The sequence below is a fragment of the Nonomuraea maritima genome (assembly GCF_900100395.1).
GTDB lineage: Bacteria > Actinomycetota > Actinomycetes > Streptosporangiales > Streptosporangiaceae > Nonomuraea > Nonomuraea maritima.
The window spans coordinates 13,802-38,143 of sequence record NZ_FNFB01000007.1 but is presented as its reverse complement, the minus strand read 5'-3'; the positions used below and the strand labels follow the sequence as shown (position 1 = coordinate 38,143).

Here is a 24,342-nt window from a genome sequence, read left to right as displayed (position 1 = left end):
AAGGGTCCCGGCCCGGCGCGGGCGTTTGTCATGCCCGAGCACCCCGGCCCGGCGCGCACTTGTCGTGCCACATCCAGCGGCTCGCCGTACTGATGCCGCTTCGGGTCGCACCACCGGCCGGCATCCGGCCCAGGGATAGCGAAACGTACCCCCTAAAACTCTTTCACTGGTAGCAATGCTCCGGTTAGGTTGGACAACATCTGGAAGAGCTACCCCTATAAGCCACTACGGTGGTTGAAGCTCGAGGAGACATGGTGTTCGAAAGCAAGCCGGCGTTACTCGCGCTGGTCGCCCTGAGCCTGGCGTCGTTCCTGTACGTGACGACGGAGGCACTGCCCATCGGCCTGCTCCCCCTCATCGCGCACGACCTCGGCGCCAGCGAGTCGGCCGTCGGACTGCTGGTCACCGGGTACGGCCTGGTCGTCGTGGTGGTGTCGCTGCCGCTCGCGAAGCTGACCCGCCGGTTCCCCCGACGGCGGCTGCTGTGCGTCCTGCTGGCCGTGTTCGCCGTCGCGACCTTCCTGTCGGCCGTCGCGTGGGACCATGGGTCGCTCATGGCCGCCCGGATGGTGACCGCGCTGAGCCAGGCGCTGTTCTGGGCCGTCGTGACACCGGCCGTCGCCGACCTCTTCAGGCCCGCGGTGCGCGGCCGGGCCCTGTCGATCCTGTACGCCGGCGCCTCCGCCGCCGCGCCCGCCGGCGTTCCCGCCGGAACGTGGCTCGGCCAGCAGACGGACTGGCGGGTCGCGTTCCTCGCGCTCAGCGGCCTGGGCCTGCTCGTCCTGGCCACGGTCGCGGCCGTCCTGCCCGGCGACAGGCCCGCCGGGCACGGTGCCGTCGACGGGGGCACCTCGCCCGACCGCGGCAGGTACCTGTCGATCGTGGCCACCACGATGCTCTCGATCACCGCCGCGTTCGCTGCCTACACCTACATCAGCCCGTTCCTGACCGGCGTCAGCGGCTTCTCCGAGTCGGCGATCGGACCGCTCCTGCTGGCGCGCGGGATCGCGGGCCTCGCCGGGGTGTACGTGGCCGGCCGCCTCGTCGACCGGTACGGCTGGCTCACCATGACCGGGTTCGTCGGCCTGCAGGTACCGGCCCTCGCGGGACAGTACGCCTTCGGCGCCTCCCCGGTCGCGGCCGTCGTCACGATCTGCCTGTCCGGCTTCACGCTGGCGGGCCTGACCGCCGTCCTCGGCTCGCGCGTGCTCGTGTACGCGCCGGGCGAGCCGGTCATGGCGAGCGCCGGCAGCTCCATGGCGTTCAACGTGGGCATCACCGCGGGCGCGTTGCTGGGCGGCGTCCTGCTGCCCGGCGCGGGGGTGCGCAGCACGGCACTCGCCGGGGCGCTGCTCAGCCTGGCGGCGCTGGCCGTCGTGCTGGCCGAGCCTGCCGTGTCCAGCCGCAGGAAAGTGGTCGCGGCCACCACCGGCCAGGCTCTGGCCAAGGTGACGCAACCACCGCAACGACCATGAGAGGTAGCCTCACCGGTATGCCACTCGACGTGAGCCGGTTGCCGCTGGTCGGCGGGCATCCCGCACTCGATCTGGTCAACACGCGCGAACGAGGCGCCCCGCCCGACGGACACGACTTCCTCACGGACGCCTCCGCGCTGCTGCTCTGGTCGGCCAGGGCGGGCCTGGTCAGCGAGGAGGAGGCCGACCGGGTGGGCCCGGTCTGGCGCGACGATCCCGCCGCGGCGCACGCGGCGCTGGCCGCCGTCCGCGAGGTCAGGGAAGGGCTGCACCTCGTGCTGCTCGCGGCGATCCAGCCCGACGGCCGCGGCCCGGGCGACCCCGTCGTGGCCGGGGCCGCGCTGGTCGGGCTGCACGAGCGGTGGGCCGGGGCGGCCGCGCGGGCGACGCTGGTCCTCGACCGAGGCGACCCGCCCCGGGTTCGGCTCACGTACGGCACGGTCCCGGCCATGCTCGTGCCCGACCGGGTCGCCGAGGCGGCGCTCGACGTCCTGCGGACGGCCGACCTGACGCGCGTGCGGCGCTGTCCTGTGGCGGAGGGCGGCTGCGGGTGGCTGTTCCTCGACCAGAGCCGCAACGGTTCGCGGCGCTGGTGCCGCATGGCCGACTGCGGCACCACGGCCAAGGCCCGGCGGCTCACCGAGCGCCGCCGCGCCACGCGGACCGGCACCCCGTAGCCGCGCGGGGGGCTCGTCCGCTCTGGTTGGGTTGAGTCTCCAGCAAGGGGAGACGCCAAGGTGTGGTCATGAACGCGGACACGCTCTACTCGATCGGTGACCTGGCCCGGCGTACCGGGCTGACGGTCAAGACCATCAGGTTCTACTCCGATCAGGGAATCGTGCCGCCGGCCGACCGCACCCCGGCCGGCTACCGCCGCTACGGCCCCGAGGCCGCCGCCCGGCTCGATCTGGTGCGGACGCTTCGCGACCTCGGCCTCGACCTGGCGACGATCCGCCGGATCGTCAACCGGGAGGTGCCGCTCGCCCGCGTCGCCGCCGTGCACGCGGAGGCGCTGCGGGCGCAGATCCGTACGCTGCGGCGGCGGCAGGCGGTCCTGGCGGCGGTGGCCAGACGAGGGTCCACCCCGGAGGAGATGGAATTCATGCACGAACTCGCCGGCCTGACCCAGGCCGAACGCCACCATCTGATCACCGACTTCCTCGACGCCGTCCTCACCTGCGGGCATCCGGGGACGTCGGCCCTCGCGGGGATCAGGGTCTCGCTCACCCCCGAGCCGCCGGATGACCCGGAACCCGAGCTGATCGAGGCCTGGATCGAGCTCGCCGAGCTGTCGCGCGACCCGGAGTTCCGCGCCGACATGCGGCGCACGGCCGAGCTGCACGCGGCCGACCGGGCGACGGGCGGCGTCCCGCGTCCTGACGCCGCCGCGCTCGTGCGCGACGCGGTCGGCCCGGTGCTCGCGGCGGGGGTGGACCCGGCCGCGGCCGCGGCCGTCGTCGCGGAGGTCTGCTCCCGGTACGCGCGCGAACAGGCTTGCGACGACGGCCCTGAGCTGCGGGCCCGGCTGCTGGAGCGGCTGGAGACCGTCCGTGATCCCCGCAGGGACCGCTACATGGAACTGCTCGCGACCGTCAACGGCTGGCCTGCGCCGGTTCCGCTGACGCCCGCGCTCACCTGGTTCGTCGAGGCGCTCCGGGCGCGACCGTACGGTCCGGGAGCCGCCGCGGCGCTGTGACGCCTCGGCCGGTGCCGTGGTGCGGCCGGTGTGACCTGGGAGGGCACGGTGGTGCGGCCGAGGTCACGCGCCGGGCGGCGGGTCGGGGGTGTACTTGTCCTTGCCGTGGCGCCTGAGGGCGTCGCGCAGGCGGGACGGCAGCGCGGCGCGTGCCAGGTCGCCGGGTGCCACGGACAGGCGGGCCACGACGTGGCCGCCGTGGCGGGTGCGGACGTTGTGGCGGGTCTCCCAGCGTTTGCCGGGTTCGTGCCCGTCCCTGAAGGTGACGACGACCGAATGGGCGGTGCCGCCTGGCTCGGCGACGAGGCGTACGCGTTCGATCCTGGTCCAGGGGATGGACAGCGAACGGTCGCGCCACCGTACCCATCGCTCGTCGGCGACGACGATCCGGTCGGCGTCCACGGTGAGCCGGTCGTGCCCGTCGGAACCGGAGTGGACGAAGGCGGCGGCCAGGCCGAGGATCCAGAACCACCAGAACCCCGAGGCGAGGTGCCGGGTGAACTCCCAGGCCCAGCCAGGATCACCGCTGATGATCAGGGTCATCAGCCCGACGGCCCCGAACAGCGCGGCGATCTGCAGCGCACCCACCCCGACATCGGTGACCCGCTTGGCGGCACGCATGGCAGGAGTAGTGATCGCCAACCCCACCGCAGCCACCTCGGCCACGTCCACGACCGGCGCCGAACCGCGTGGTCCGTCGGTCGGGTCAGACGGCAGTTGGGCGGCGGCTCGGCGGGGGTGGGCAATCACCGTGGTGGCGCTGGTGGGCGGCCACCGCGGCGCTTCCTGCCCTGCTTCCAGCGCCGCCCGCCGACCCGCCCCCTGGATTGTCTCCTGCGCCGCAGGCCGGCCCGGCTCCTGGCCCGGCTTCTGTGGCGGTGCGGTCAGGCGGTCCAGGACGTCGGTCACGGTGGGGCGGTGGTGCGGGTTCTTGGCGAGGCAGGCGGTGATCAGGAGCGCCAGGTCGGTGGGGAGGCCGGACAGGTCGGGGTCTTCGTGGACGACTCGGAAGCGGACCGCCTCACCCGGGCCGTCGCCGAACGGGCTGCGCCCGGTGGCGGCGAAGGCCAGCACCGCGCCCAGGGAGAACACGTCGCCCGGCGGCCCCACGTCGAGGCCACGTACCTGCTCGGGAGGCATGAACGCGGGCGCGGCGGCCGCACGGGAGCCGGTGTGGCTCACGGCGTCCAGCGCGCGGGCGACGCCGAAGCCGGTCAGGCGCGGACCGGCGTCCGACAGCAGCACGTTGCCCGGCGTGAGGTCGCGGTGCACGAGGTCGTGGGCGTGGATGGCGGCGAGCCCCTCCGCCACCCCCGCCCCCAGGACGGGGAGCGCCCCCGCAGGCAGCGGGCCGTGCGTCTCGACGGCCCTGCGCAGGCAGGGCCCGGGGACGTACGCGGTGGCCAGCCATGGCTGGTCGGCGGAGGTGTCGGCGTCGACGACGGGAACGGTGAAAGGGCCGCAGACCCGGCGCGCGGCCTCGACCTCGGCGGCGAACCCGCGCCGGAAGCCCTCGTCGTCGGCCAGGCCGGGGAAGATCACCCGGACCGCCACAAGCCGGCCGTCGTGCGCGCGTCCGAGGAACAGTCGCCCCAGCCCGTCCGCACCCAGCCGCCCCCGCAGCGCGTACGGGCCCACCTCACGCGGGTCGCCCGGCCGCAGCGGCTCAATCACCTTGGACAAGGACCCACCCGTAAACCGCTTGACGGACTTCCGCAATCATGCCAGCCCACCACCGGATGATGAAACGCCCAGATAGGGGCGCACAACCCCTGCCTGCGCGACGAGAGCGGGCGCTCAGCCGGGACGTAGCCACCGGGCGAACGGGGTTCCGCCGAGGCGGGCGCGGCCCTCCTCCGGTACCAGGGCGCGCTCTCCCAGCTCGGCGCCGAAGTACCGTGCGTGCGGGTCGGTGTAGACCGTGCGCTGGTCGCCCCACGCGGCGAGGGCCGTGCGGGCGAGCTCGTCCAGCGGATACGCCTGCGGCCCTGCCACCTCCACGATCCCGCCGACCGGCGGCCCGGTCACGACGTCGGCGACTGCCGCGACGACGTCGGCCGCCGCGACGGGCTGGACGAGCGCCGGCGGCAGCCGGATCCCGCCCCGATCGGCGGCGGCCTCGGCGATCGTCCTGATGAACTCGAAGAACTGCGTCGCCCGGACGATCGTGTACGGCGTCCCCGACTCCTCGACCAGCTTCTCCTGCGCGACCTTGGCGCGGTAGTGGCCGGAGCCGGGAACCCGGTCGACGCCCACGATGGACAGCGCCACGTGGTGCCGCACGCCCGCGTCCCGCTCAGCGGCGAGGAGGTTGCGGGTCACGGTGGTGAAGAACCGCATGGCCGCGTCGGCCTCGAACGACCGCCCCTTGGACACGTCGGCCACGGCGTCCGCCCCCGCCAGCGCGTCGGGCAGGCCCTCGCCGGTCAGCGCGTCCACCCCTGACGACGGGGAGGCGGGGACGGCCTCGTGCCCCCGCGCCCGCAGCTCCTCCACGAGCCGCGAACCGATGAGGCCGGTGCCGCCGACCACCACGATCTTCATCTCGGCCTCCTGCGGGCGGGGGTCAGGGGCGCGCGAACCGGTCCAGCTATCGGGACGTCTCCACCCGTACGGGGACGCGGGCGCCGTGCGCGCGATGCCGGGCCACGCGCCGGCCGGGATGCGCCTGCCGGACCACGAGCCGGCGGGGTCGATGGTCGGGGTGCCGGGAGCGCGGGTGGGCGCCCGCCGGTCGCGGTCGCCGTTCCCGCGGGGCGGCCGGATCGCGCGCATCCGCGGGCAGCAGCGTCTCTTCCAGCACTTGCATGAGCATCAGGCCGATCAGCGCGAGAAGCGGGATGGCCAGGGCCACGGCGAGGATGGTCGTTCACCTCCTGCGGTCACGACGCCTCCGATGCGAGCCGGCGGGGAGTTGGCCCGGGGGCTCCGTCGCGGCGCGTGCGACGAGATCGTCTCGGCTTCTGGTTCGGTGCGCCGGCCGCCGCCTCGCTGCGGCCCGCACGGACGGGCGGTGAGCCTGGTGTCCGTACGGGTAGCGTCATGGCCTTCCACCTTCGTCGCGGCGTGGCCGCCGCCAGGTCGGGGTTCGCGGTCGGTGAGCCCTTCATCGCGGGGCTGTCTGCGCCCCTACCGCCGACGAACCGCCCTAAACAGTCCTTTCACCTCATGAGCGGTAGATTGCGGTCAAGCCCGGTGATCTCCAGCAGCCGTACCATCTGCGGCCCCGGACTGCTGAGGACGAGGCTGACGCCGCGCCTGCGCGCCCGGTGCTGCGCGGCGATCAGCACACCGAGCCCGCCGGCGTCGCAGAAGGTGACGCGTGACAGGTCGACGACGACCACGCTGTCACCCGCGTCTATCGCGTCCATCAGCAGTTGGCGTACGGCGTCGCCGGTGTTGAGGTCGATCTCGCCGTAGAGGCGGACGACGGCCGGTGATGAGCCGGCGCGGGAGGAGAGCGGCGCAGAGCGCCTGGCTGACATGGATTCCCCCTGATGAGTACGTGCAAGCGAGCCCGCAGTCGAGATGACGGGGGTTCGGAGGACCCGAGACGGGAAGAAGCCGCCGGCGTCATGGCCGCCTGACCTGCTCGGTCCCGTCCGGTGTGGACAGACCGATATGCGCATTGCCGCGGTAGACATCGGCCCGAACACCGACATCTGATTTCCCTCGGCGATTACGAGCGTACTGCGCCGGTGACAATATCCCGACATTTCCTCATATACGTTGCCGAATCCAGCCGGTTGTTTGACCTGGCCGCCGGAGAGATGCCCAGAAATCTGCTCCCCCACCCCGCTTCGCGGCAGATCGGGGTACGGACGGCAGGCGCAACAAGGGCAGGCGGCAGGCGGATCGAGCGCGACCGACGGGCGGATCGCCCCAATGCGGGCGTACTGCACCCTCTGTCCGTTTCCTCGGCCAGAGAGGTATGTCAGCGAGGCGACCCCATGCTTCGACCGCAGGTCGCGGAGTTCCCTCTTACACTGCGGCGCGGGGAAAATTGCGTACACGGAAAACAAAATCCTCGCGACGAGAGTCAGTTTTCCGTCACCCGTGAAAGCCGGACACGCGGCACCGGGGCGGGATTTGCTGCCACTCCGCTCCTGTGGTAGCCTCGCCTTGTTGCAGATGTGGTACCCAGCAAAAGACTTTGGCGCACCTGGACAACTCGGGTGCGCTTTTTCTTTTCCGGTCATCTCCGGGTGGGCTCATGGCGACAAGGGGTGCCGTAAGGTGCGGCGCCCGTTCAAGCACCTATCTTGAGGAGATCGATATGGCTACCGGAACCGTGAAGTGGTTCAACTCCGAAAAGGGCTTCGGCTTCATCGCCCAGGACAACGGCGGCGCCGACGTCTTCGCTCACTACTCCAACATCGTCTCCAACGGCGGCTACCGTGAGCTCTTCGAGGGTCAGAAGGTGGCCTTCGACGTGGTCCAGGGCCAGAAGGGCCCGCAGGCCGAGAACATCGTTCCCGCCTGACGCGTCGCACGCCGTGGCGCGGCACCTTCGCGGTGCCGCCCGCACGTACGCAGGGCGCACGTGAACGTGCCGCCCAATCGTACGCCGGGGCCCGCACCTTTCGAGGTGCGGGCCCCGGCCGCGTTCACCGGCCCTCCTCGCTGTCGCCCCGATTCTTGAGCCTTTCCGACAAGGTGGTTGAATCGGATTTTGCAGCTACCGGGGAGGAAACATGACGGTTGACCGCGAGCGCAGCGTGGTGTTCGGCAGCGTGGCAGAAGAGTACGACGCCGCCCGCCCCGACTATCCCGACCAGCTCGTGACCGACGTGCTGGCCTACGCTCCCCCCGGCCCGGTGCTCGAGGTGGGCGCGGGCACCGGCAAGGCCACGGTGAGCTTCGCCGCCCGCGGCATCGACCTGACCTGTGTCGAGCCCGACCCCCGCATGGCCGCCCGGCTGAGCGCGAAGGCGCCGGGCGTACGGGTCGAGATCGGGATCTTCGAGGACTTCGTTCCCGACCGGCCGTTCGCGCTGCTGTACGCGGCCCAGGCCTGGCACTGGGTCGACCCCGACCGGCGGTGGGACCTCGCCCACGCGGTCCTGGCGCCGTCCGGAGCGGTCGCCGTCTTCTGGAACCAGTACGTCGTCACCGACCCCGCCCTGCGCGACGAGCTCGCCGCCGTCGACCGGCGTTACGACGTGACCTCGTCGAGCCTGCACCGCAGCAGGGAGGTCCGCGCCGAGCAGGCCGAGCACCAGCTGGCCGGCGACCCGCGCTACACCGACCTGGAGGAGCGCCACTACGAGCGCACCGACCACTACGACGCCGGTCGCTACCTCGACCTGGTCCGGTCGATCTCCGCGTACCAGATGCTCGACCCCGGCGCCCGGGAGACGCTGCTCGGAGAGATCAGCGCGCTGATCGGCGACGGCCTCGACATGACCCTCACCACCGACCTCGCCCTCGGCCGTCGCGCCCGCTGAGCACAGCCGCAGGCAGCGCCCGGCCAGGTCAGAGAGTATTGACCGGGTCAAACGGTGGTAGGTAGGGTGCCCGAAATGTCACCGTTGCTGAACTCCACTCAGTTCCGTGCCGAATTCCCCTCGCTGGCCGACTCCGTCCATCTCGCCAGTTGCAGCCAGGGGGCGCTGTCGTCGCGATTGACGTACGCGCTCCACGAGATCGGCCACTCCCTGCGGGAACAGGGCGCGCCCTGGGGACGGTGGATGGAGGAGGTGGGCCGGGCCAAGGAGCGGTTCGCCCGGCTCATCGGCGCGCGGCCGGACGAGGTCGCCGTGCTGTCGTGCGCGTCCGAGGCCGCCTACCAGGCCGCCTCGTCGCTCGACTGGACCGATCGTCCTGGCATCGTCACCACCGACCTGGAGTTCCCGTCGATCGCGCACGTGTGGCTGGCGCAGGGCGGACGTGGCGCGAAGGTCGGCGTGGCCGCGGACAGCGGCGAGCACGTCGCGGCCGAGGCGTACGAAGCCGTCATCGACGAGACCGTCAACCTGGTGTCCGTCCCGCTGCACACCTACCGCAACGGTGCCCGCCTGCCGGTCGAGGACGTCACCCGGATCGCGCACGAGCACGGCGCGCGGGTGTTCGTGGACGCCTACCAGGGCGCCGGCGTCGTGCCGATCGACGTCGACCGGCTGGGCTGCGACTACCTCGTGGCGGGGTCGCTGAAGTACCTGCTCGGCCTGCCCGGCATCGCGTTCCTGTACGTGCGCGGCGGCCTGGAGCCGCAGCGCGACCCCGAGCTCACCGGCTGGTTCGGCCGTACGGACCCGTTCGCGTTCGATCCGCGGCTGCTCGACTTCCCCGACGACGCCCGGCGTTACGAGACCGGCACGCCGCCCGTCCCTTCGGCGTACGCGGCCAACGCGGGCTTCGACCTCCTCGAACGCGTCGACCTGCATGACGTGCAGGCGCACGTGTCGTCGCTGGTGGAGGAGCTGGCCGAGCGGCTGAGCGCGGACGGCGAGCAGGTGGCGAGCCCGGCCGGGGCGCGGGGGCCCCAGGTGGCGATCAGGGACGCCGATCCCGACCGGCTCGCGGCCCGGCTCGCCGAGCGCCGCATCTGGACGGCTCCGCGGGGCGACCTGCTGCGGCTGTCCTTCCACTACTACAACGACCGCTCCGACGTGGACGCGGCCGTCGACGCCATCCGCGCCTGCCGTAGGGCGTGATCGATCCCCCGAGAGGTCACCCGTGGACGCACCAGCCGCTCCGATCACCGACGACCCATCCGGCCTGCACCGCAGGCTGACCAGCCGGCAGCTCACCATGATCGGGCTGGGCGGCGCCATCGGCACCGGGCTCTTCCTCGGCTCCAGCCTGGCGATCTCGCAGGCGGGCCCGGCCACCATCCTCGCGTACGTCATCTGCGCGGGCGTCGCGCTGGTGATCGGCTGGTCGCTGGCCGAGATGGTGGTCGTCCATCCGGAGGCCGGCGCGTTCGGGGCCATCGCGCACCGCTACCTGGGGCCGTGGGCCGGGTTCGTGGTCCGGTGGACGTACTGGACGATCCAGGTCATCGCCATCGGCGGCGAAGTGATCGCGGCGGGGATCTACGTGCAGTTCTGGTGGCCGTCGCTGCCGCTGTGGCTGCCGGTCGTGGTGTTCTCTGTGGTCGTGCTGGGCGTCAACGCGATCGCGGTCAAGCTGTTCGGCGAGGTCGAGTACTGGTTCGCGATGATCAAGGTCGTGGCGATCGTCGTGTTCATCCTGCTCGGCGTGCTCCTCATCACCGTCGGCCTGCCGGGCGCGGAGGCAACCGGCACGGCGAACCTCACCGCGCACGGCGGGTTCCTGCCGAACGGCGTCAGCGGCCTGTTCCTCGCGATGGTGTTCGTGCTGTTCAGCTACATCGGCACGGAAGCCGTGTCGGTCACCGCGGCCGAGTCGGAGAACCCGGTGCGCGACATCCCGCGCGCCGCCCGCCGCATGGTCACCCGGCTGGCGCTGTTCTACGTGGCGGCCATCGCGATCGTGCTCACCGTGGTGCCGTGGACGCTCACCGCGCAGGGCGGCGAGGTCACAGAGAGCCCGTTCGTGAGCGTCTTCTCTGCGGCCGGCATCCCGGCGGCGGCGACCGTGATGAACTTCGTCGTGCTGACCGCCGCGCTGTCGAGCGCCAACACGAACCTCTACCTGACCACCCGGATGCTGCACTCGCTGGCCTCCAACCGCTACGCCCCCGCCTGGACCGGCCGGCTCAGCGCGTCGGGCGTGCCGCGCAACGCCCTCGCGCTGTCGGCGCTCGGCCTGGCGCTGGCCGCGGGTGTGTCGGCGGCGAGCGAGAGTGAGGCGTACCTGGCGCTGTTCGGGGTGTCGGTGTTCGGGGCGCTGGTGGTGTGGCTGATCATCCTGCTCACCCATCACGCGTTCCGCCGCACCCGCGCGGCGCAGGGGCTGCCGCCGTCGCCGGTGCGGCTGTGGGGCGCGCCGGTGACGTCGGGCGTGGTGATGCTGTTCCTGGCCGCGGTGCTGGTCTCGACGTTGTTCATCGAGTCGCTCCGCCCCGCCTGGTGGGCGGGCGTCCCGTTCTTCGTGATCCTCAGCGTCGCGTACGTCGTCGCCTCGCGCCGCACGGGCAGCGGGTGAGGCCCGCGCGTACGTCTAGCCGGATCGGAGGAAGGCGAGGACCGCGAGGACTCGCCGGTGGTCGGCGGCGTCCGGGGGCAGGTTCAGCTTCGTGAAGATGCTGCGTACGTGCGCCTCGATGGTCTTGGCGCTGAGGTGCAGTTCCGCGGACAGGGCGCTGTTGGATCGGCCCTGTGCCATGAGCGCGAGCACGGCGCGTTCCCGCTCGGTCAGGGCGGCGAGGGTGTCGCGTTCGCGCTTGCGTCCGACCAGCCGGGCGACCAGTTCGGGGTCGATCACGCAGTCGCCGCCGGCCACGCGGCGTACGTCCCCCGCGAAGCCGGCCAGGTCGCTGACCCTGTCCTTGAGCAGGTAGCCCACGCCCCGTTCGAACTCGGTCATCAGCCGTACCGCGTGGTGGGTGTCGACGTGCTGCGACAGCAGGAGCAGCCCGACCCGCGGATGCGAGCGGCGGATCTCGGCGGCCGCGTCGATGCCTTCTGTGGCGTGGCCCGGCGGCATCCGGATGTCGATGACCGCGACCGCGGGGGGATCGCGCCGAACGAGATCGAGCAGCTCGGTGGCGTTGCCGGCCTGGCCGGTGACCCGGAATCCGGCCTCGAGGAGGATCCGGGCGGTTCCCTCGCGGAACAGCACGGCGTCGTCCGCGATGATCACTCGCATGGCACCTCCGCGGTCAGCCTCGTTCCGCCGCCGGGCGGACTGTGCACGGTCAGGCGTCCGTTCAGGGCCGCGAGCCGGTCCACCAGACCCTGCAGACCGCTGCCCCAGTGGTCGTCGGCCCCGCCCTGCCCGTCGTCGGTCACCTCGATCCGCAGCAGCTCCCCGTGCAGTCTCGCGCCGACCGCGACGCCGGACGCGCCCGAATGCTTGGCGGCGTTCGTCAGGGCCTCGCTCACCACGAAGTACGCGGTGGTCTCGACGTCCTGAGGTGGTCGGCGTTCGAGGCGGACATCGAGCCGCACGGGCAGCGGTGCGCGTTCGGCGAGGAAGCTCAGCGCGGCGTCGAGCCCCTCCTGCGTCAGGATCGCGGGATGGATGCCGCGTGCCAGCTCCCGTAACTCCGCCAGCGCCAGGGACAGCTGGCCGGTCGCCTCCTCGATCGTGGCCACGAGGTCGTCGTCGCCGAGGGCGGCGGCGTGACGGGACGCCGACCGGAGGCTGAGCGCCAGGGTGACCAGCCTCTGCTGAGCGCCGTCGTGGAGATCGCGCTCGATGCGCCGGCGGGCCTCGTCCTGGGCCGCGACGATGCGCTTCGCGGCGATCCGCAGTTCGCCGGCCTGCACCGAGATCTCGTGCAGGCGCCGCCGAAGCTCCGCGCCGAGCCCGACGTTGTCGATGACGAGACCCGCCTGCGCCACGAGGTCGCGCAGCAGCCGGTCCTCGGCGGCGGTGAGCACTTCTCCTGGCGCCTTGGTGAGCGTCACGGCGCCGCGCAGCGACCCCTGGTGGACGATGGGACGCACATGGGTACGGCCCCCGGCCTCGAGCGAGGTGAGATCCCGGGCAACGATGGCCATCGAGCGGTGATCGGTCCGTGGCGGCCACCACGCGACCGCCACGAGCTCGTCGGCCGTGCCCACCCACAGCGTCACCTCCGCGGCGCCCACCCCGTCGGCGACCGTCGACGCCAGGCCGGCGAGCAGGTCGTCGTGCCGTCGGCCGTGGCTGAGCTGCGTCGACAGGCGGGCCAGCGCCTCGTAAGGCGAGGAACGGTGGCCGTGGACGAGGCGGTCCGCGACGCGCTGCACGCGCTGCCGGACGGGTTCGAAGGCGACCGCGACCATGGCGGTGGCGACGACGGACAGTACGGGACTCGCGCCCGGCGCCACGCCGACCATGCTCCCCACCCCGACGACCACGGCGATGTAACCGGCGGTCACCAGCACCGCCAGCGCGGTCACGACCAAGGTCTTGTTGATGACCAGGTCGATGTCGTACAGGCGGTACTTGACGATCGCGAGACCGGCGGCGAGGGGGACCGCGGGCACGGCGAGCACGCCCAGCAGGGGAGAGCCGAAGACCGCCAGACCCGTCGCCATGGCCACCGCACCCATGGTGACCGCGTACGCGAACCAGCGGAACTGGCGCGCCTCGTCACCGCGGGCGCGACGCATCCGGAGCATCACGCCCGCCACCCACGCGACCTGCAGCAGCAGGTAGCTCGCCGGACCGAGGATGTTCCACAACTGCTGCGCCGGCGCGTAACCGCTCACCTGCAGCGGATGGGGCAACGTCAGGGAGTTGTCGGCGTACTCCACCGGCCACAGCGCCGACGCGAGGGACACCAGCACCCCGTCGGCGACCATCGCGACCACGACCAGGCGCCATCGTGGTGAGGGCAGCCGCCCGTCGGGAAAGCGCATCAAGGTGACGCCCGTGAGCACCAGCACGAGCGCCAGCGGCCAGACTCCCAGCCAGGTCACCCAGGTCGCGCCCGGCAGGGCGGCGTCGCCGTCCGCGGAGTGGAAGCCGTACTGGCGGGCGAAGAACATCGCCGCGTGGGCCAGCCCGACGGCGGTGAAGTACCGGCCCTCGCGGTTGCCGGGTCGCTTGCCCATGACGACGATGCCCACGCCCGTGAACGAGACGGCGATGAGCCCGTTGTGCAGGTTCGGCGGGTAGGCGCCGAGGGCGAAGCCCCCGGCCACGAACAACCCGCAGAGCAGGCCCAGGCCCGACACGGCGACGTACCGTCCTTCACCGCCGCTCCCGGTGGTGCTCGGGACGGCCGCCGGGGTCGTCATCGCCGCGTCACCACCCGGCTCAGCGACTGCACCGACAGCTCCGCCTTCGTGATGAAACCCGCCGCGCCGCTGCGGGCCACGCGAGTGCCGTAGTCGGCCTCCTCCCTGGTGGAGGTCAGCACGATCGCCGGGTCGGCGTCGAGTTCCTCCACGTGCGCCAGCACGCGGAACCCGTCGATGTCAGGAAGTTGCACGTCCAGCAGGACGAGGTCCGGCCGCGTCGCCTCGATCGCGGCGATCGCGGAGTTGCCGTCGGGGCAGCACCCCACGACTTCGTAACCCGCCGCCCGCAGCAGTTGCACCGCTTGGGCGCGGAAGTCGGCGTGGTCGTCCACGACGACCGCGGTTGGCGCCATCCGTTGATGCTGCCACGGCGTTCGTGATCCGTACATGAGGGCCAACCCTCGAACCCTTCGAGGGACGGCCCTGATGAATGCCTGCTCAGGCCTTCCTACCGTGGCGAGAAGACCGATGCTTCCGGAAAGGAACGCGCCATGTCCCCGTGGTCGAACACGCACGAGCCGACCCTGATCGCCCGCAGCCGACCGGTCGGCTGGGGACTGCTGGCGGGAGGAGCGTTGTTCCTCGCCGGCGGTCCGATGCATCCCAGCGAGGACCCCGTAGGGGTGGGTCTCAAGGAGCACCTGCGGCTGATGTACGAGGATCCCGCCTGGTACCCCTCCCAGGCCGTGCTGCTCGCCGGCATGACGCTCATCGCCGCCTCGCTCGTGGCGCTGGCCCGCGGTCGCGCTTTCGCCGGCGTCCCGCGCCTGCACGCCGTCACCGTCATCGCCGCGATCACCGCGTCGCTCGCGGCCGTCGACTGGCTGGTGCGCCTCGTGTCGGCTGTCGAGGCCGACGCGATAGCCGCAGGCCGGGCCACGCCGATCAGCGACGTGCAGGTCGACATGGAGACGGTCACGATTCCCGCGTTCTGCCTCGGCGTCATCGCCCTCGCCGTCGTCGGAGGCCGGAGCCGCGCCCTGGGCAGCCCGCTGGTCGCGGTGCTCGCCGTCCTCGGCGGCATCGGGCACGGCCTGGTCGACGGGACCATCCTGTTCACCGACCGGTTCGACTTCCTGTTCCCCGCCGCCGCCGGGATCGCGCTGTCGGCCATGGCGGTGGGCGGCATGATGCTCATGCGGCGCCGGAGGACGATCCCCGCCGCCGTGGCCTGACCAGCGTCCGCGGCGGCCCCTCGGCAGGCGGGCCGACGGGCCGCCGGGTCAGGAAGCGGGCCCGCGTCCTGCGGTCCGTTCGACGGCGATGCGGGTGAGCCAGCCGAGGCCGGCGGTGAACAGCGGCGGCCACACGAGCGGCCCGAAGCTGTAGACGACGAGCACCGTGAGGGGGATCCACGCGCGGTGCACGGCCTGGTGGAGCACGCCCGGCGGACGGATCCCGGCGAGTCGCGCCAGGTCGGGCAGCGCGAAGAAGGCCAGCGCGGCGGCCGTGGTCGGCAGTCCGTACTTGGCGCTCTCGAAGACCGCGAACGCCGCCAGGAACACGGCCGCCGCTCCCCAGCCGATCCGGCGCGCCACGTGGGGCCGCGCCGGATCGGCGCCTGTCCGTTCCGTTGTCATGGGCGCAACTTAGCGAAGATCGCTACGTTCGGCACCTCCTGGGCGAGGAGGCGACGTTACGGGGGACGGCACTCATAATCGCCGGTACGGCATACCGGTTGATCACCCGATGATCCTCAGGACCACCCTCAGGCCGAGATCATGAATTACGTCCCAACCATTCCGGCATTCGAGGATGATGCTTCTTTGACACAGGGAACATATCTTGCGTGGCTTGTCCCATTGCTCCCATCGGCACCAGTCGCCGCCATAGTAGCTGGAGAGGCGGTGCCGGCGATCGCGCCGTCGCCGCTCCGGATCGCACGCATCAGGTGAACGTGCAGGTCACTGAGCATTCTCCGCCGTACGCGGCCCTCCTGGGCACCGGTTGCGCGGACATTCGGGTAACAAACATTTCCTGAAATAACCGGTCTATCGTATTGTCATTGACTGGAATTGTTGGAACATATGGTCATAGTCATCGAGTACGGCCCAGAGATCATTTCCAGGAGAAGACGGCGACGAGGGGAAAGGGGCGACGCTCATGCACCGACGTGCTGTCCGAAACTTGGCCAAGCTCGATACCACGCAAGCCAGAATCACCCGGATATTCGACGCGGCGTCCGGCGGGAAGAACAACTTCCAGGTCGACAGGGACACGGTACGCCACTTCGACCAGGCGTCCCCCGCCTTCACGAACGCGGCCCGTTCCGTGCTCGAGTTCCTCATCCGGGTGATCCGCCATCTGGCCGCCGACGAGAGCGTGGACCAGTTCATGATCGTGGGGAGCGGCATCCCCACGCTGCCGGACGGGCTGTCACTGCACGACGTCGCCCGCCGCGCCGCCGCGACCCCCGGCGTGCGCGTCGTGTACGTCGAGAACAACCCGATGGTCGTGACCATGGCGCAGGCCACGATCGAGCCGTTCACCGACCTGGTCAGGGTGGTCGACGGCGATGTGCGCGAGATCGACGAGCTGCTCGAGGACCACGTGGTCCAGACCTTCCTCGACTGGGACCGGCCGGTCGCCGTGCTGCTGCTGCCGACGTACTGCCTGGACGAGGACGAGTACGCCCACTACGTGATCAAGCGCCTCCGGCACGCCGCCGCGCCGGGCAGCTTCCTCGGCATGCTGCAGACCACGTTCGACGGCGTTCCCGACGAGCTCCTGCCCGCGATCCGCGACATGCTCGCCATGACGCTCCCCCGCCTGGCGATCAGGTCCCGCGACGAGGTCGAGGCCCTGCTGGACGGGCTCGATCTGGTGGAACCCGGCCTCGTGTGGGTGCCCCGCTGGCGTCCCGGCGGCCCCGGCCTCGCCTGTGCCGACGACCCCACCGCCTCCGGCAGCTACGGCGCCCTGGCCCGCATCCCCTGACACCCGACAAGGAACGGGACCAATCGGTCGTTTAGGAACACCGGCGCAACTCTCGACATCTTCGATGCCGTCCCTGTGGGCGTCTCGGTGACCAGCGGCCGCGATCACCGACTGATCTACCTCAACCCCGCCTACCGGGCGATCGTGGGAGAACGCCGGTGCGGGCGGCCGATGCGCGAGGTGTTCGCCGACCTCCGCCATGAGCGCTACTTCGCGCTGCTCGACCAGGTGTACGCGACCGGAGAGGCCGTACGCGTCGAGGAGACGCCCCTGCGGCTGAGCGGACGTGACGAGCGGCTGTGTGGGTGGCCTCCCCCGTCAGCGGGATCGTCGAGCCCAGCCCCGACTGGCAGCGGTACACCGGGCAGACGTGGGAGGAGTTCCGCGGCAGGGGCCGGCTGAACGCCGTCCATCCCGACGACCGCGAGGCGGCCGCGGAGATCTGGCTCCATGAGGTGGAGCGGGAGAGCCGCGTGGCGGAACAGATCTACCGCGTGCGGGTGCCCGGCGGCGCCTACCGGCACGTACGCGTGCGCGGCGTGCCCATCGTCGAGGACGGCGAGATCGTCGAGTGGGCCGGCACCGTGGCCGACGTCGAGCGGGAGTGGCAGGAGGAACGGCGCACGCTTCTGCGACATGCTGCTCATCCAGCTGCCCACGGCGCGCAAGGACGACATCGCCATGATCGCCGTACGGCTTCCCGTGGCCGCCGTACCCGGGTGAGTGCCCGTCAGGACTGGGTGTCGCGGGGGTGGCGGCGGAGGGCTCGGCGCACTCTGCGGGTGAGTTTGGCGCGGACGCCCGGTTGGGGGCGGTTGGCCGCGTAGAGCTCCTTACGCAGGGCGCCGACCTCGCGGCGCAGCTCGACGGTGCTCTTGCGCCAGCGGGAGGCCTCGTCCCGCCACTTGGCGACCTGGGCGCGCAGCCGCTCGGCCTCCGCGGCCCGGCGCTCGGCCTCGGCCTTCGCCTCGGCCCGCTCGCGATGCGCCTGCCGCCGTCCGACCAGCGTGACGGGCTCGTCGGCGAACCCGTACGTCTCGCCCACCACCCACCGGACGGCCGAGACCTCGTCGACGACGTCGTCGAGGTGCTCGTCCGGGCGGGCGAGGAGGCGGGCGCGGGCGAAGGCCGACACGCGTTCGAGCCTGGCCGCCGTGACGCCCTCGGCCGTCTCCTCCAGCAGCACGGCGACGAGCCCCGCCGCGTCGGCGCGGGCCACGTCGAGGAGGCGGCTCACGGTGTCCTCGGCGGGCACCCAGCCGGGCGGGACGCGCAGCACGAACGGCACGGACGGGTGCACGTCCTCGGCGGTGGCGAGGTGCACCCTGCTCTCGTACTCGTAGTGGCCGTGGATCAGGACGAGCTCGAGGTCGGGGTCCTTGAGCGGGGACCGGCGGTCGCGCTCGAGCTTGTCCCAGGGGCCGACCACGACCACGGACAGGTCGGTGACCGTGCCGGCGAGCAGCCCGTCCACGGTGGCGCGGACGTCGTCGTACCCGGCGGTGCCGTCGACGACGGCGGTCACGTACGGGATCTTCCAGTGCCGGTGCGGGTGCTCGCGCAACCACTGGTAGGCGGGGATGCGGTCGGCGACGAACGCGTGGCTGACCCGGTTGATGCGGTCCTGGTCGCGCATCCGCATGGTGGGGCCGAGGTGGTAGGCGCGGGCGCGCGGCTCGGGGATGAAGACCGCTCCCGCCTGGGCGACGCGGTAGCCCATCTCGGTGTCCTGGCCGAGGATCAGCTCGTCGTCCATGGGCCCGGCGGCCTCGACCAGGCGGGCGTTGACGGAGGTGGCGCCGCCCACGTGCACGCTGAACGGCCGCGGCGAGTAGCCGGTGAGGCCGTCGGTGCGCTCGGCCAGGCGGACGATCCACTCGTGCGGCTCGGCGGGCTCGAACGCCGCCTCGAGGTCGTCGGGCAGCTCGGCAGGAATCTCGGCCGAGGTGAACCTGATGTAGCTGGTGACGGAGAGGTAGGGGGCCGTGTGGTGCCAGCGCATGTGGACCTCGAGCGCGTCGGGCAGGAGCACCACGTCGGAGTCGAGCCAGAAGATGACGTCGCCGCCGGCCTCGGCCAGGCCGGCGTTGCGGGCGCTCGCCCGGCCGGGGCGGTCGCACACGACGAGCCGGGCGGTCACGCCCTCGGGCAGCCGCAGCGGCGGCACGCTGCCGTTGTCGACCACGATGATCTCGGTCAGCTCGGCCGGGTAGGTCTGCCGTGCCAGCGCCTGCAGCACCAGGTCGAGCTTGTGCTGGGCGCCGTACGCCGGGATGATCACGCTGATCCGCAGCTCGGGGGTGACGTGCGACGGCGGCTGCAGCACCCGGTAGTCGTTCCCGCGCACCCGGGCCACGTTGCCCACGTCGGTCGGCTGGGGGCTGGGGGCGGGGGGTGTCGCGGACATGCGTGCGTACGCTCCTCGACGATCGACACGGGGACGGCGAAAACCCACTTTACGCCGCAATCCTGAAGGAAATCTCCTGCTCACGCGTCTTCCGGGCGCCGTTTACACAGGTCAGCCCGCACAGTAACCACACAGGAACCCCGGCGGTTCGCCACGACCTCCTGGAACAGGCTTGACCGGACACATACGCGTGCCCGCTGGACACTCTCTCGACATCGCGTAGCTGGTTTTCAGTCAATCTCCAGAATCTGCCGGTACTCTCGCCCATCATGATGTGGCAGCGTAGAGTCAGCGGCGCGCTGGCCAAGTACGCGGGTTTCCGAATCGTCCGAGTAGGGAAAACGGGGAAGCCCCCGGAGCGCCCGGTGAAGAAGAAGCCACCGGAGTCCTCCTTCCGGCCACCGGCCGATCCCGAGGTCGATCGCCTGCTCACCGCGCCGGTGTTCGTCATCTCCCCCGTACGCTCGGGCTCGACGCTGCTGCGCTCGATGCTGAACGCCCACCCCGACCTGCACGCCCCGCACGAGCTGCACGTCCGGCGGCTGAGCGTCGACTTCGGCACCAGCCTGGCCGAGAAGGCGATGGCCGCGCTCGGCCACAACCGCGCCGACCTCGAGCACATGCTGTGGGACCGCGTGCTCCACCGGGAGCTCGTACGCAGCGGCAAGCGCTTCATCGTCGACAAGACCCCCGCCAACGCCTTCGCCTACGAGCGCATCGCGGCGTGCTGGCCCGACGCGCGCTACATCTTCCTGCTGCGTCACCCGGCCTCGATCGCGACGTCGTGGCACGAGGCCAGCCCCGACAGGCGCACGCCCGACGAGGCCGCCGCCGACGCCCTGCGGTACATGAAGGCGGTGGAGCGGGCCAAGAAGGCGCTGCCCGGCCTGACCGTCCGCTACGAGGACCTGACCGACGAGCCCGAGAAGATCGCCCGCCGCATCTGTGAGTTCCTCGGCATCGAGTGGTCGCCCTCGATGCTGACCTACGGCACGCCCGACGTGGTCACGAAGGGGCTCGGCGACTGGAAGGACAAGATCCGGTCGGGCTCCGTCCAGCCCGGCCGCGACCTGCCAGGCGCCGACGAGATCCCCGAGGTGCTGAAGCCCATGTGCCGGACGTGGGGGTACCTGCCATGAAGATCCGCTACATGTTGCTGCACGCGTACGGCATGGGCGGCACGATCCGCACGGTCGTCAACCAGGCCAACGCGATGGCCGAGGCGGGCCACGACGTCGAGATCGTCAGCACCGTCCGGCGGCGGACGAGCCCGCAGTTCGAGATCGACAAGCGGGTGAAGGTGTGGGCGCTGGTCGACCAGCGCCAGGGCGTGTCGGCCGACTCGCTGGCGCGCAGGATGTGGCGGCGCGCCCGCGGCAAGATCGTCCCGTACGGCGAGTTCGCCGCCCACTACTTCACCGAGCGGGTCGAGGCCGCGGTGATGGAGTACGTCGCCTCGGTCGACGACGGCATCCTCGTCACCACCCGCCCGGCGCTCAACCTCATCTCGGCCCGCCGGGGGTCCGGCAAGGCCATCCGGGTGGCGCAGGAGCACATGAACCTGGCCTCCTACCACCCGGCCGTACGCGAGCAGATCAGCCGCCACTACGGCGCCTTCGACGCGATCGCGGTGCTGACGGAGACCAGCAGGGCCGAGTACCGCGCGATCTACGACGACACGCCGATCGTGCGCATCCCCAACGCCGTGGCCATGGAGCACCGCAAGCACTCCGACCAGAGCAACCCGGTCATCGTCGCGGCCGGGCGGCTGGTGCCCCAGAAGGGGTACGACATGCTCATCTCCGCCTTCGCGACCATCGCGGAGGCGCACCCGGAGTGGACGGTGCGCATCTTCGGCACCGGACCGTCCCAGGAGAAGCTGCAGGCGCGCATCGACACCGCCGAGATGAACGGGCGCGTCACGCTCATGGGCCGCAGCGACCGCATCCACGAGGAGCTGACCGACGCGTCGATCTACGCGCTGAGCTCCCGGATGGAGGGGCTGCCGATGGCGATGATCGAGGCGATGGGGCACGCCCTGCCGGTCGTCGCCTTCGACTGCCCGACCGGGCCCGCCGACCTGATCACGCAGGGCAGGAACGGCGTCCTGGTGCCGCCGCGCGACGTCGAGGCGTTCGGCGCGGAGCTGTCGCGGCTCATCGGCGACGTCGAGCTGCGCAGGCGTCTCGGGGCGGCCGCGGCTGAGACGGCCCGCGAGTACACCCCAGAGACGGTCATGCCGCTGTGGGAGGGGCTCTTCACCGCACTGTCCAACCGCGCCCCCATCGCCCGCGACTACGGCGCCGCCCACTGACCCTTCCTCTCCCCGGCCCGCCGAGCGGGCCGGGGAGAGGAAAAAGCCCGGCCTGGTGAACGGGGCGGGGTTCTTCCGCGTTTCGTCCCGGTCGGCGGGGTCGGGTCGCTGTAGGAATGCCTCAGGGGATCGCCGACACGGAGGGGCCACCCGCCATGGGGCTCGGAGCGCTGCTGCACCACCATCACCACGACGCCGGCGGCGCCGGCACGATCGACCACCCGCTGATGTACGAGGCGATGTCCGCGGCCGGGTTCCTCGGCGCGCGCCGCGCCGTGTACACCCGCCTGGCCACCGCCGTCCGGCCGCGCCCCGGTGACCGGATCCTCGACGTCGGCTGCGGCACCGGCTACCTCACGCGGGTCCTGTCCCCCGTCGTGGGCGGCCGCGGCCGCGTGACGGGCGTCGACCCGTCGCCCGCGATGATCCAGTACGCCATCCGGGGCGCCCCCGCCAACTGCGGCTACCTCCTCGGCGGCGGCCAGAGCCTGCCCTTCCCCGACGGGTCGTTCGACGCGGTGACCGCCGTCCTCGTCCTGCACCACATCCCCGCGGACGCCCGCCCCGAGGCGCTCGCCGAGATGTACCGGGTACTGCGGCCGGGCGGGCGGCTGCTCGTGGTCGAGTTCCGCCCGCCCGCCGGCCGCCTGGCCAAGCTGTTCCCGGCCGTCGGGGGCGATCCCCGCGACCTGCTCGGCGCCCTCGTCCCTGACGCCGGATTCCAGGTGGAGGCGGAGGGACGGCTCCCGTACCTGCTGCACCACGTGCGCGCGACCCGTCCATAGCGGCGCCCTCCTGTCACAGAACGCTGTCACAGATCGCGGTGCCGGCCGGTCGTCCTGACGGGATCGCTTCCGTCGAGGCGGTCCGTTCCATGTGTTCCTAGGAGGATCATGCACGCGTCAGAGCAGCGGATCGCCACGTCGGTCCTGGTCATCGGTACGGGGGGAGCCGGGCTGCGGGCCGCGATCGAGCTCGCAGAACGCGGGGTCGACGTGCTCGCGGTGGGCAAGCGGCCCAAGGCGGACGCGCACACGACGCTCGCCGCCGGCGGCATCAACGCGGCCCTCGCCACGATGGACCCCGAGGACAGCTGGCAGCAGCACGCGGCCGACACCCTGAAGGAGAGCTACCTGCTCGCCGACCCCCGTACCGTGCGGATCGTGACCGAAGGGGCCGCGCGCGGCATCGCGGACCTCGAACGGTACGGCATGCCGTTCGCCCGCGAGCAGGACGGGCGCATCTCGCAGCGCTTCTTCGGCGCCCACACCTACCGGCGCACCGCCTACGCCGGCGACTACACCGGCCTGGAGATCCAGCGCACCCTGATCGACCGGGCCGCGCAGCTCGACGTCCCGATCCTGGACAGCGTGTACGTGACGCGCCTGCTCGTCCGCGACAACGCGGTCTTCGGCGCGTACGGTTTCGACCTCGCGGGCGGCACCCGGTACGTCATCCACGCCGACGCGGTGATCCTGGCCGCGGGCGGCCACACCAGGATCTGGCGGCGGACGTCGTCGCGGCGCGACGAGAACACGGGCGACTCGTTCCGCCTCGCGGTGCTCGCCGGCTGCCGGATCCGCGACCCCGAACTGGTGCAGTTCCACCCGTCCGGACTGATCTCTCCGGAGAACGCGGCGGGCACCCTCGTGTCGGAGGCTGCGCGCGGCGAGGGCGGCATCCTGCGTAACCACCTCGGTGAGCGGTTCATGGCGCGCTACGACCCGGCGCGGATGGAGCTGTCCACGCGCGACCGCGTCGCCCTGGCCGCGTACACGGAGATCAAGGAGGGCCGCGGGACGCCGGACGGCGGCGTCTGGCTCGACGTGTCGCACCTGCCGCGCGAGACGATCATGACGAAGCTGCCCCGCGTCTACCAGACGCTCCTCGAGCTGCAGATGCTCGACATCACCAAGGAACCGATCGAGATCGCGCCGACCGCGCACTACTCGATGGGCGGGGTCTGGGTGCGACCGGAGGACCACAGCACGGACGTCGACGGCCTGTACGCGATCGGCGAGGCGGCCAGCGGCCTGCACGGCGCGAACCGGCTCGGCGGCAACTCGCTCATCGAGCTGCTCGTCTACGGGCGCATCACCGGGCAGGCGGCGGCGGAGTACTCCGCGGGCCTGGACGCCCAGCGCCGCTCGGCCGACGCCCTCGACGCGGCCCGGGCCGAGGTGGACGAGCTGCTCGCGGCCGACGGCCCGGAGAACGTGCGCGCGCTGCAGCGGGCGGTCCGCGACATCATGACCGAGCACGCCGGGGTCGTGCGCGACGCGAGCGGCCTGAGCGCAGGGCTGACCGCGCTCACCGAGGTGGAGGGGCGCATGGCGGACGTCGGCGTGCACCCGGACATCGCCGGTTTCCAGGACCTCGCCCACGCGTTCGACCTGAGATCGGCGGCGCTCGCCGCCCGCGCGACGATGGAGACGGCGCTGGAACGCCGTGAGACGCGCGGCTGCCACAACCGCTCCGATCACCCCGAGCTCGACCCCTCGCTGCGGATCAACTTCGTGTGGTCCGGCCCCGGCTCGGTGGCCAGGGAGGCCATCGCGCCGATCCCCGACGAGATCGGCTCCCTCATGCGGGACGTCTCCACCGCCGGGAAGCTCGTCGAATGACACCCGGTGGGCTGTCACAGGCCGCGGAGCTGTCCGGTCTAACTGACGGACGGGGGCGACCGAGTG

At 71.8% G+C, this 24,342-nt stretch carries 24 protein-coding genes; 15 read left to right on the top strand and 9 right to left on the bottom strand.

Going from position 1 to position 24,342, the window contains the following annotated elements:
• Positions 1-251: 251 nt before the first annotated feature.
• The 3 genes from BLR04_RS14255 to BLR04_RS14245 all read left to right on the top strand — a co-directional run bounded on the left by BLR04_RS14255 (position 252) and on the right by BLR04_RS14245 (position 3,171).
• Positions 252-1,475, top strand: a complete 1,224-nt coding sequence (locus tag BLR04_RS14255; RefSeq protein ID WP_090764056.1) for an MFS transporter — start codon at positions 252-254, stop codon at positions 1,473-1,475.
• A 17-nt stretch (positions 1,476-1,492) separates the two neighbouring features.
• Positions 1,493-2,152, top strand: coding sequence for a CGNR zinc finger domain-containing protein (locus tag BLR04_RS41735; RefSeq protein WP_245740248.1), 660 nt, complete (start codon positions 1,493-1,495; stop codon positions 2,150-2,152).
• A 68-nt stretch (positions 2,153-2,220) separates the two neighbouring features.
• Positions 2,221-3,171, top strand: coding sequence for a MerR family transcriptional regulator (locus BLR04_RS14245; RefSeq protein WP_090764741.1), 951 nt, complete (start codon positions 2,221-2,223; stop codon positions 3,169-3,171).
• A 63-nt stretch (positions 3,172-3,234) separates the two neighbouring features.
• Here BLR04_RS14245 and BLR04_RS14240 read toward each other — a convergent pair whose 3' ends face one another.
• From BLR04_RS14240 to BLR04_RS40625, 4 genes are all read right to left on the bottom strand, one after another.
• Positions 3,235-4,845, bottom strand: coding sequence for a serine/threonine-protein kinase (locus tag BLR04_RS14240; protein ID WP_245740270.1), 1,611 nt, complete (start codon positions 4,843-4,845; stop codon positions 3,235-3,237).
• A 123-nt stretch (positions 4,846-4,968) separates the two neighbouring features.
• A complete protein-coding gene (locus tag BLR04_RS14235; RefSeq protein ID WP_090764738.1) occupies positions 4,969-5,715 on the bottom strand; it encodes an SDR family oxidoreductase in 747 nt (248 codons plus the stop codon).
• A gap of 46 nt (positions 5,716-5,761) precedes the next feature.
• On the bottom strand, positions 5,762-6,025 hold the full coding sequence (locus BLR04_RS39670) for a hypothetical protein (protein WP_143022041.1): 264 nt from the start codon (positions 6,023-6,025) through the stop codon (positions 5,762-5,764).
• Positions 6,026-6,332: 307 nt separating this feature from the next.
• Entirely contained in the window at positions 6,333-6,656 is a 324-nt protein-coding gene (locus BLR04_RS40625; RefSeq protein WP_176903080.1) for an STAS domain-containing protein, read from the bottom strand.
• A gap of 791 nt (positions 6,657-7,447) precedes the next feature.
• On the opposite strand from BLR04_RS40625, the gene BLR04_RS14225 reads away from it, so the two are divergent.
• The 4 genes from BLR04_RS14225 (at position 7,448) to BLR04_RS14210 (ending at position 11,244) form a co-directional block, all read left to right on the top strand.
• Positions 7,448-7,654 carry a cold-shock protein gene (locus BLR04_RS14225; RefSeq protein WP_090764044.1) on the top strand — a complete coding sequence of 69 codons (207 nt, stop codon included), beginning with the start codon at positions 7,448-7,450 and terminating at the stop codon, positions 7,652-7,654.
• Positions 7,655-7,865: 211 nt separating this feature from the next.
• Positions 7,866-8,618, top strand: coding sequence for a class I SAM-dependent methyltransferase (locus BLR04_RS14220; protein ID WP_090764041.1), 753 nt, complete (start codon positions 7,866-7,868; stop codon positions 8,616-8,618).
• Positions 8,619-8,693: 75 nt separating this feature from the next.
• Positions 8,694-9,827 carry an aminotransferase class V-fold PLP-dependent enzyme gene (locus tag BLR04_RS14215; RefSeq protein WP_090764038.1) on the top strand — a complete coding sequence of 378 codons (1,134 nt, stop codon included), beginning with the start codon at positions 8,694-8,696 and terminating at the stop codon, positions 9,825-9,827.
• Positions 9,828-9,849: 22 nt separating this feature from the next.
• Positions 9,850-11,244 carry an amino acid permease gene (locus BLR04_RS14210; protein WP_218128908.1) on the top strand — a complete coding sequence of 465 codons (1,395 nt, stop codon included), beginning with the start codon at positions 9,850-9,852 and terminating at the stop codon, positions 11,242-11,244.
• A 15-nt stretch (positions 11,245-11,259) separates the two neighbouring features.
• Here BLR04_RS14210 and BLR04_RS14205 read toward each other — a convergent pair whose 3' ends face one another.
• Genes BLR04_RS14205 through BLR04_RS14195 form a run of 3 tightly spaced genes read right to left on the bottom strand, consistent with a single transcriptional unit; the run spans position 11,260 to position 14,347 of the window.
• Positions 11,260-11,907 carry a response regulator transcription factor gene (locus BLR04_RS14205; RefSeq protein ID WP_090764035.1) on the bottom strand — a complete coding sequence of 216 codons (648 nt, stop codon included), beginning with the start codon at positions 11,905-11,907 and terminating at the stop codon, positions 11,260-11,262.
• Complete coding sequence (locus tag BLR04_RS14200; protein ID WP_090764033.1) at positions 11,898-13,991, bottom strand: sensor histidine kinase; 2,094 nt, start codon at positions 13,989-13,991, stop codon at positions 11,898-11,900. Before BLR04_RS14200 ends, BLR04_RS14205 begins: the two co-directional genes overlap by 10 nt.
• Positions 13,988-14,347 carry a response regulator gene (locus BLR04_RS14195; RefSeq protein ID WP_090764030.1) on the bottom strand — a complete coding sequence of 120 codons (360 nt, stop codon included), beginning with the start codon at positions 14,345-14,347 and terminating at the stop codon, positions 13,988-13,990. Before BLR04_RS14195 ends, BLR04_RS14200 begins: the two co-directional genes overlap by 4 nt.
• A gap of 138 nt (positions 14,348-14,485) precedes the next feature.
• Between BLR04_RS14195 and BLR04_RS14190 the strand changes: the two genes are divergently transcribed.
• Positions 14,486-15,169: a hypothetical protein gene (locus tag BLR04_RS14190; protein WP_090764027.1), complete on the top strand. Its 684-nt coding sequence runs from the start codon at positions 14,486-14,488 to the stop codon at positions 15,167-15,169.
• 48 nt (positions 15,170-15,217) lie between these two features.
• On the opposite strand, the gene BLR04_RS14185 is transcribed toward BLR04_RS14190, so the two are convergent.
• Positions 15,218-15,574 (bottom strand): DUF4260 domain-containing protein, encoded by a 357-nt coding sequence (locus tag BLR04_RS14185; protein ID WP_143022040.1) that lies wholly within the window; start codon positions 15,572-15,574, stop codon positions 15,218-15,220.
• A gap of 547 nt (positions 15,575-16,121) precedes the next feature.
• Between BLR04_RS14185 and BLR04_RS14180 the strand changes: the two genes are divergently transcribed.
• From BLR04_RS14180 to BLR04_RS14170, 3 genes are read left to right on the top strand one after another with little or no spacing between them, the layout of a single operon-like run.
• Positions 16,122-16,931, top strand: a complete 810-nt coding sequence (locus tag BLR04_RS14180) for an SAM-dependent methyltransferase (RefSeq protein ID WP_245740247.1) — start codon at positions 16,122-16,124, stop codon at positions 16,929-16,931.
• 57 nt (positions 16,932-16,988) lie between these two features.
• Positions 16,989-17,333 carry a PAS domain-containing protein gene (locus tag BLR04_RS42725; protein ID WP_090764018.1) on the top strand — a complete coding sequence of 115 codons (345 nt, stop codon included), beginning with the start codon at positions 16,989-16,991 and terminating at the stop codon, positions 17,331-17,333.
• The gene (locus tag BLR04_RS14170; protein WP_176903078.1) at positions 17,237-17,758 is read left to right on the top strand and encodes a PAS domain-containing protein; all 522 of its coding nucleotides are present in this window, start codon (positions 17,237-17,239) and stop codon (positions 17,756-17,758) included. Before BLR04_RS42725 ends, BLR04_RS14170 begins: the two co-directional genes overlap by 97 nt.
• Here the strand turns inward: BLR04_RS14170 and BLR04_RS14165 are convergent.
• The gene (locus BLR04_RS14165) at positions 17,662-19,338 is read right to left on the bottom strand and encodes a glycosyltransferase family 2 protein (protein WP_090764011.1); all 1,677 of its coding nucleotides are present in this window, start codon (positions 19,336-19,338) and stop codon (positions 17,662-17,664) included. The genes BLR04_RS14170 and BLR04_RS14165 overlap by 97 nt on opposite strands.
• Positions 19,339-19,703: 365 nt before the next feature.
• On the opposite strand from BLR04_RS14165, the gene BLR04_RS14160 reads away from it, so the two are divergent.
• The 4 genes from BLR04_RS14160 to BLR04_RS14145 all read left to right on the top strand — a co-directional run bounded on the left by BLR04_RS14160 (position 19,704) and on the right by BLR04_RS14145 (position 24,276).
• Positions 19,704-20,477, top strand: coding sequence for a sulfotransferase family protein (locus BLR04_RS14160; protein ID WP_245740246.1), 774 nt, complete (start codon positions 19,704-19,706; stop codon positions 20,475-20,477).
• Positions 20,474-21,652: a glycosyltransferase family 4 protein gene (locus tag BLR04_RS14155; protein ID WP_090764005.1), complete on the top strand. Its 1,179-nt coding sequence runs from the start codon at positions 20,474-20,476 to the stop codon at positions 21,650-21,652. Before BLR04_RS14160 ends, BLR04_RS14155 begins: the two co-directional genes overlap by 4 nt.
• A gap of 116 nt (positions 21,653-21,768) precedes the next feature.
• The gene (locus tag BLR04_RS14150; RefSeq protein ID WP_090764002.1) at positions 21,769-22,437 is read left to right on the top strand and encodes a class I SAM-dependent methyltransferase; all 669 of its coding nucleotides are present in this window, start codon (positions 21,769-21,771) and stop codon (positions 22,435-22,437) included.
• 108 nt (positions 22,438-22,545) lie between these two features.
• Positions 22,546-24,276 (top strand): FAD-dependent oxidoreductase, encoded by a 1,731-nt coding sequence (locus BLR04_RS14145; protein WP_090763999.1) that lies wholly within the window; start codon positions 22,546-22,548, stop codon positions 24,274-24,276.
• Positions 24,277-24,342: the final 66 nt, after the last annotated feature.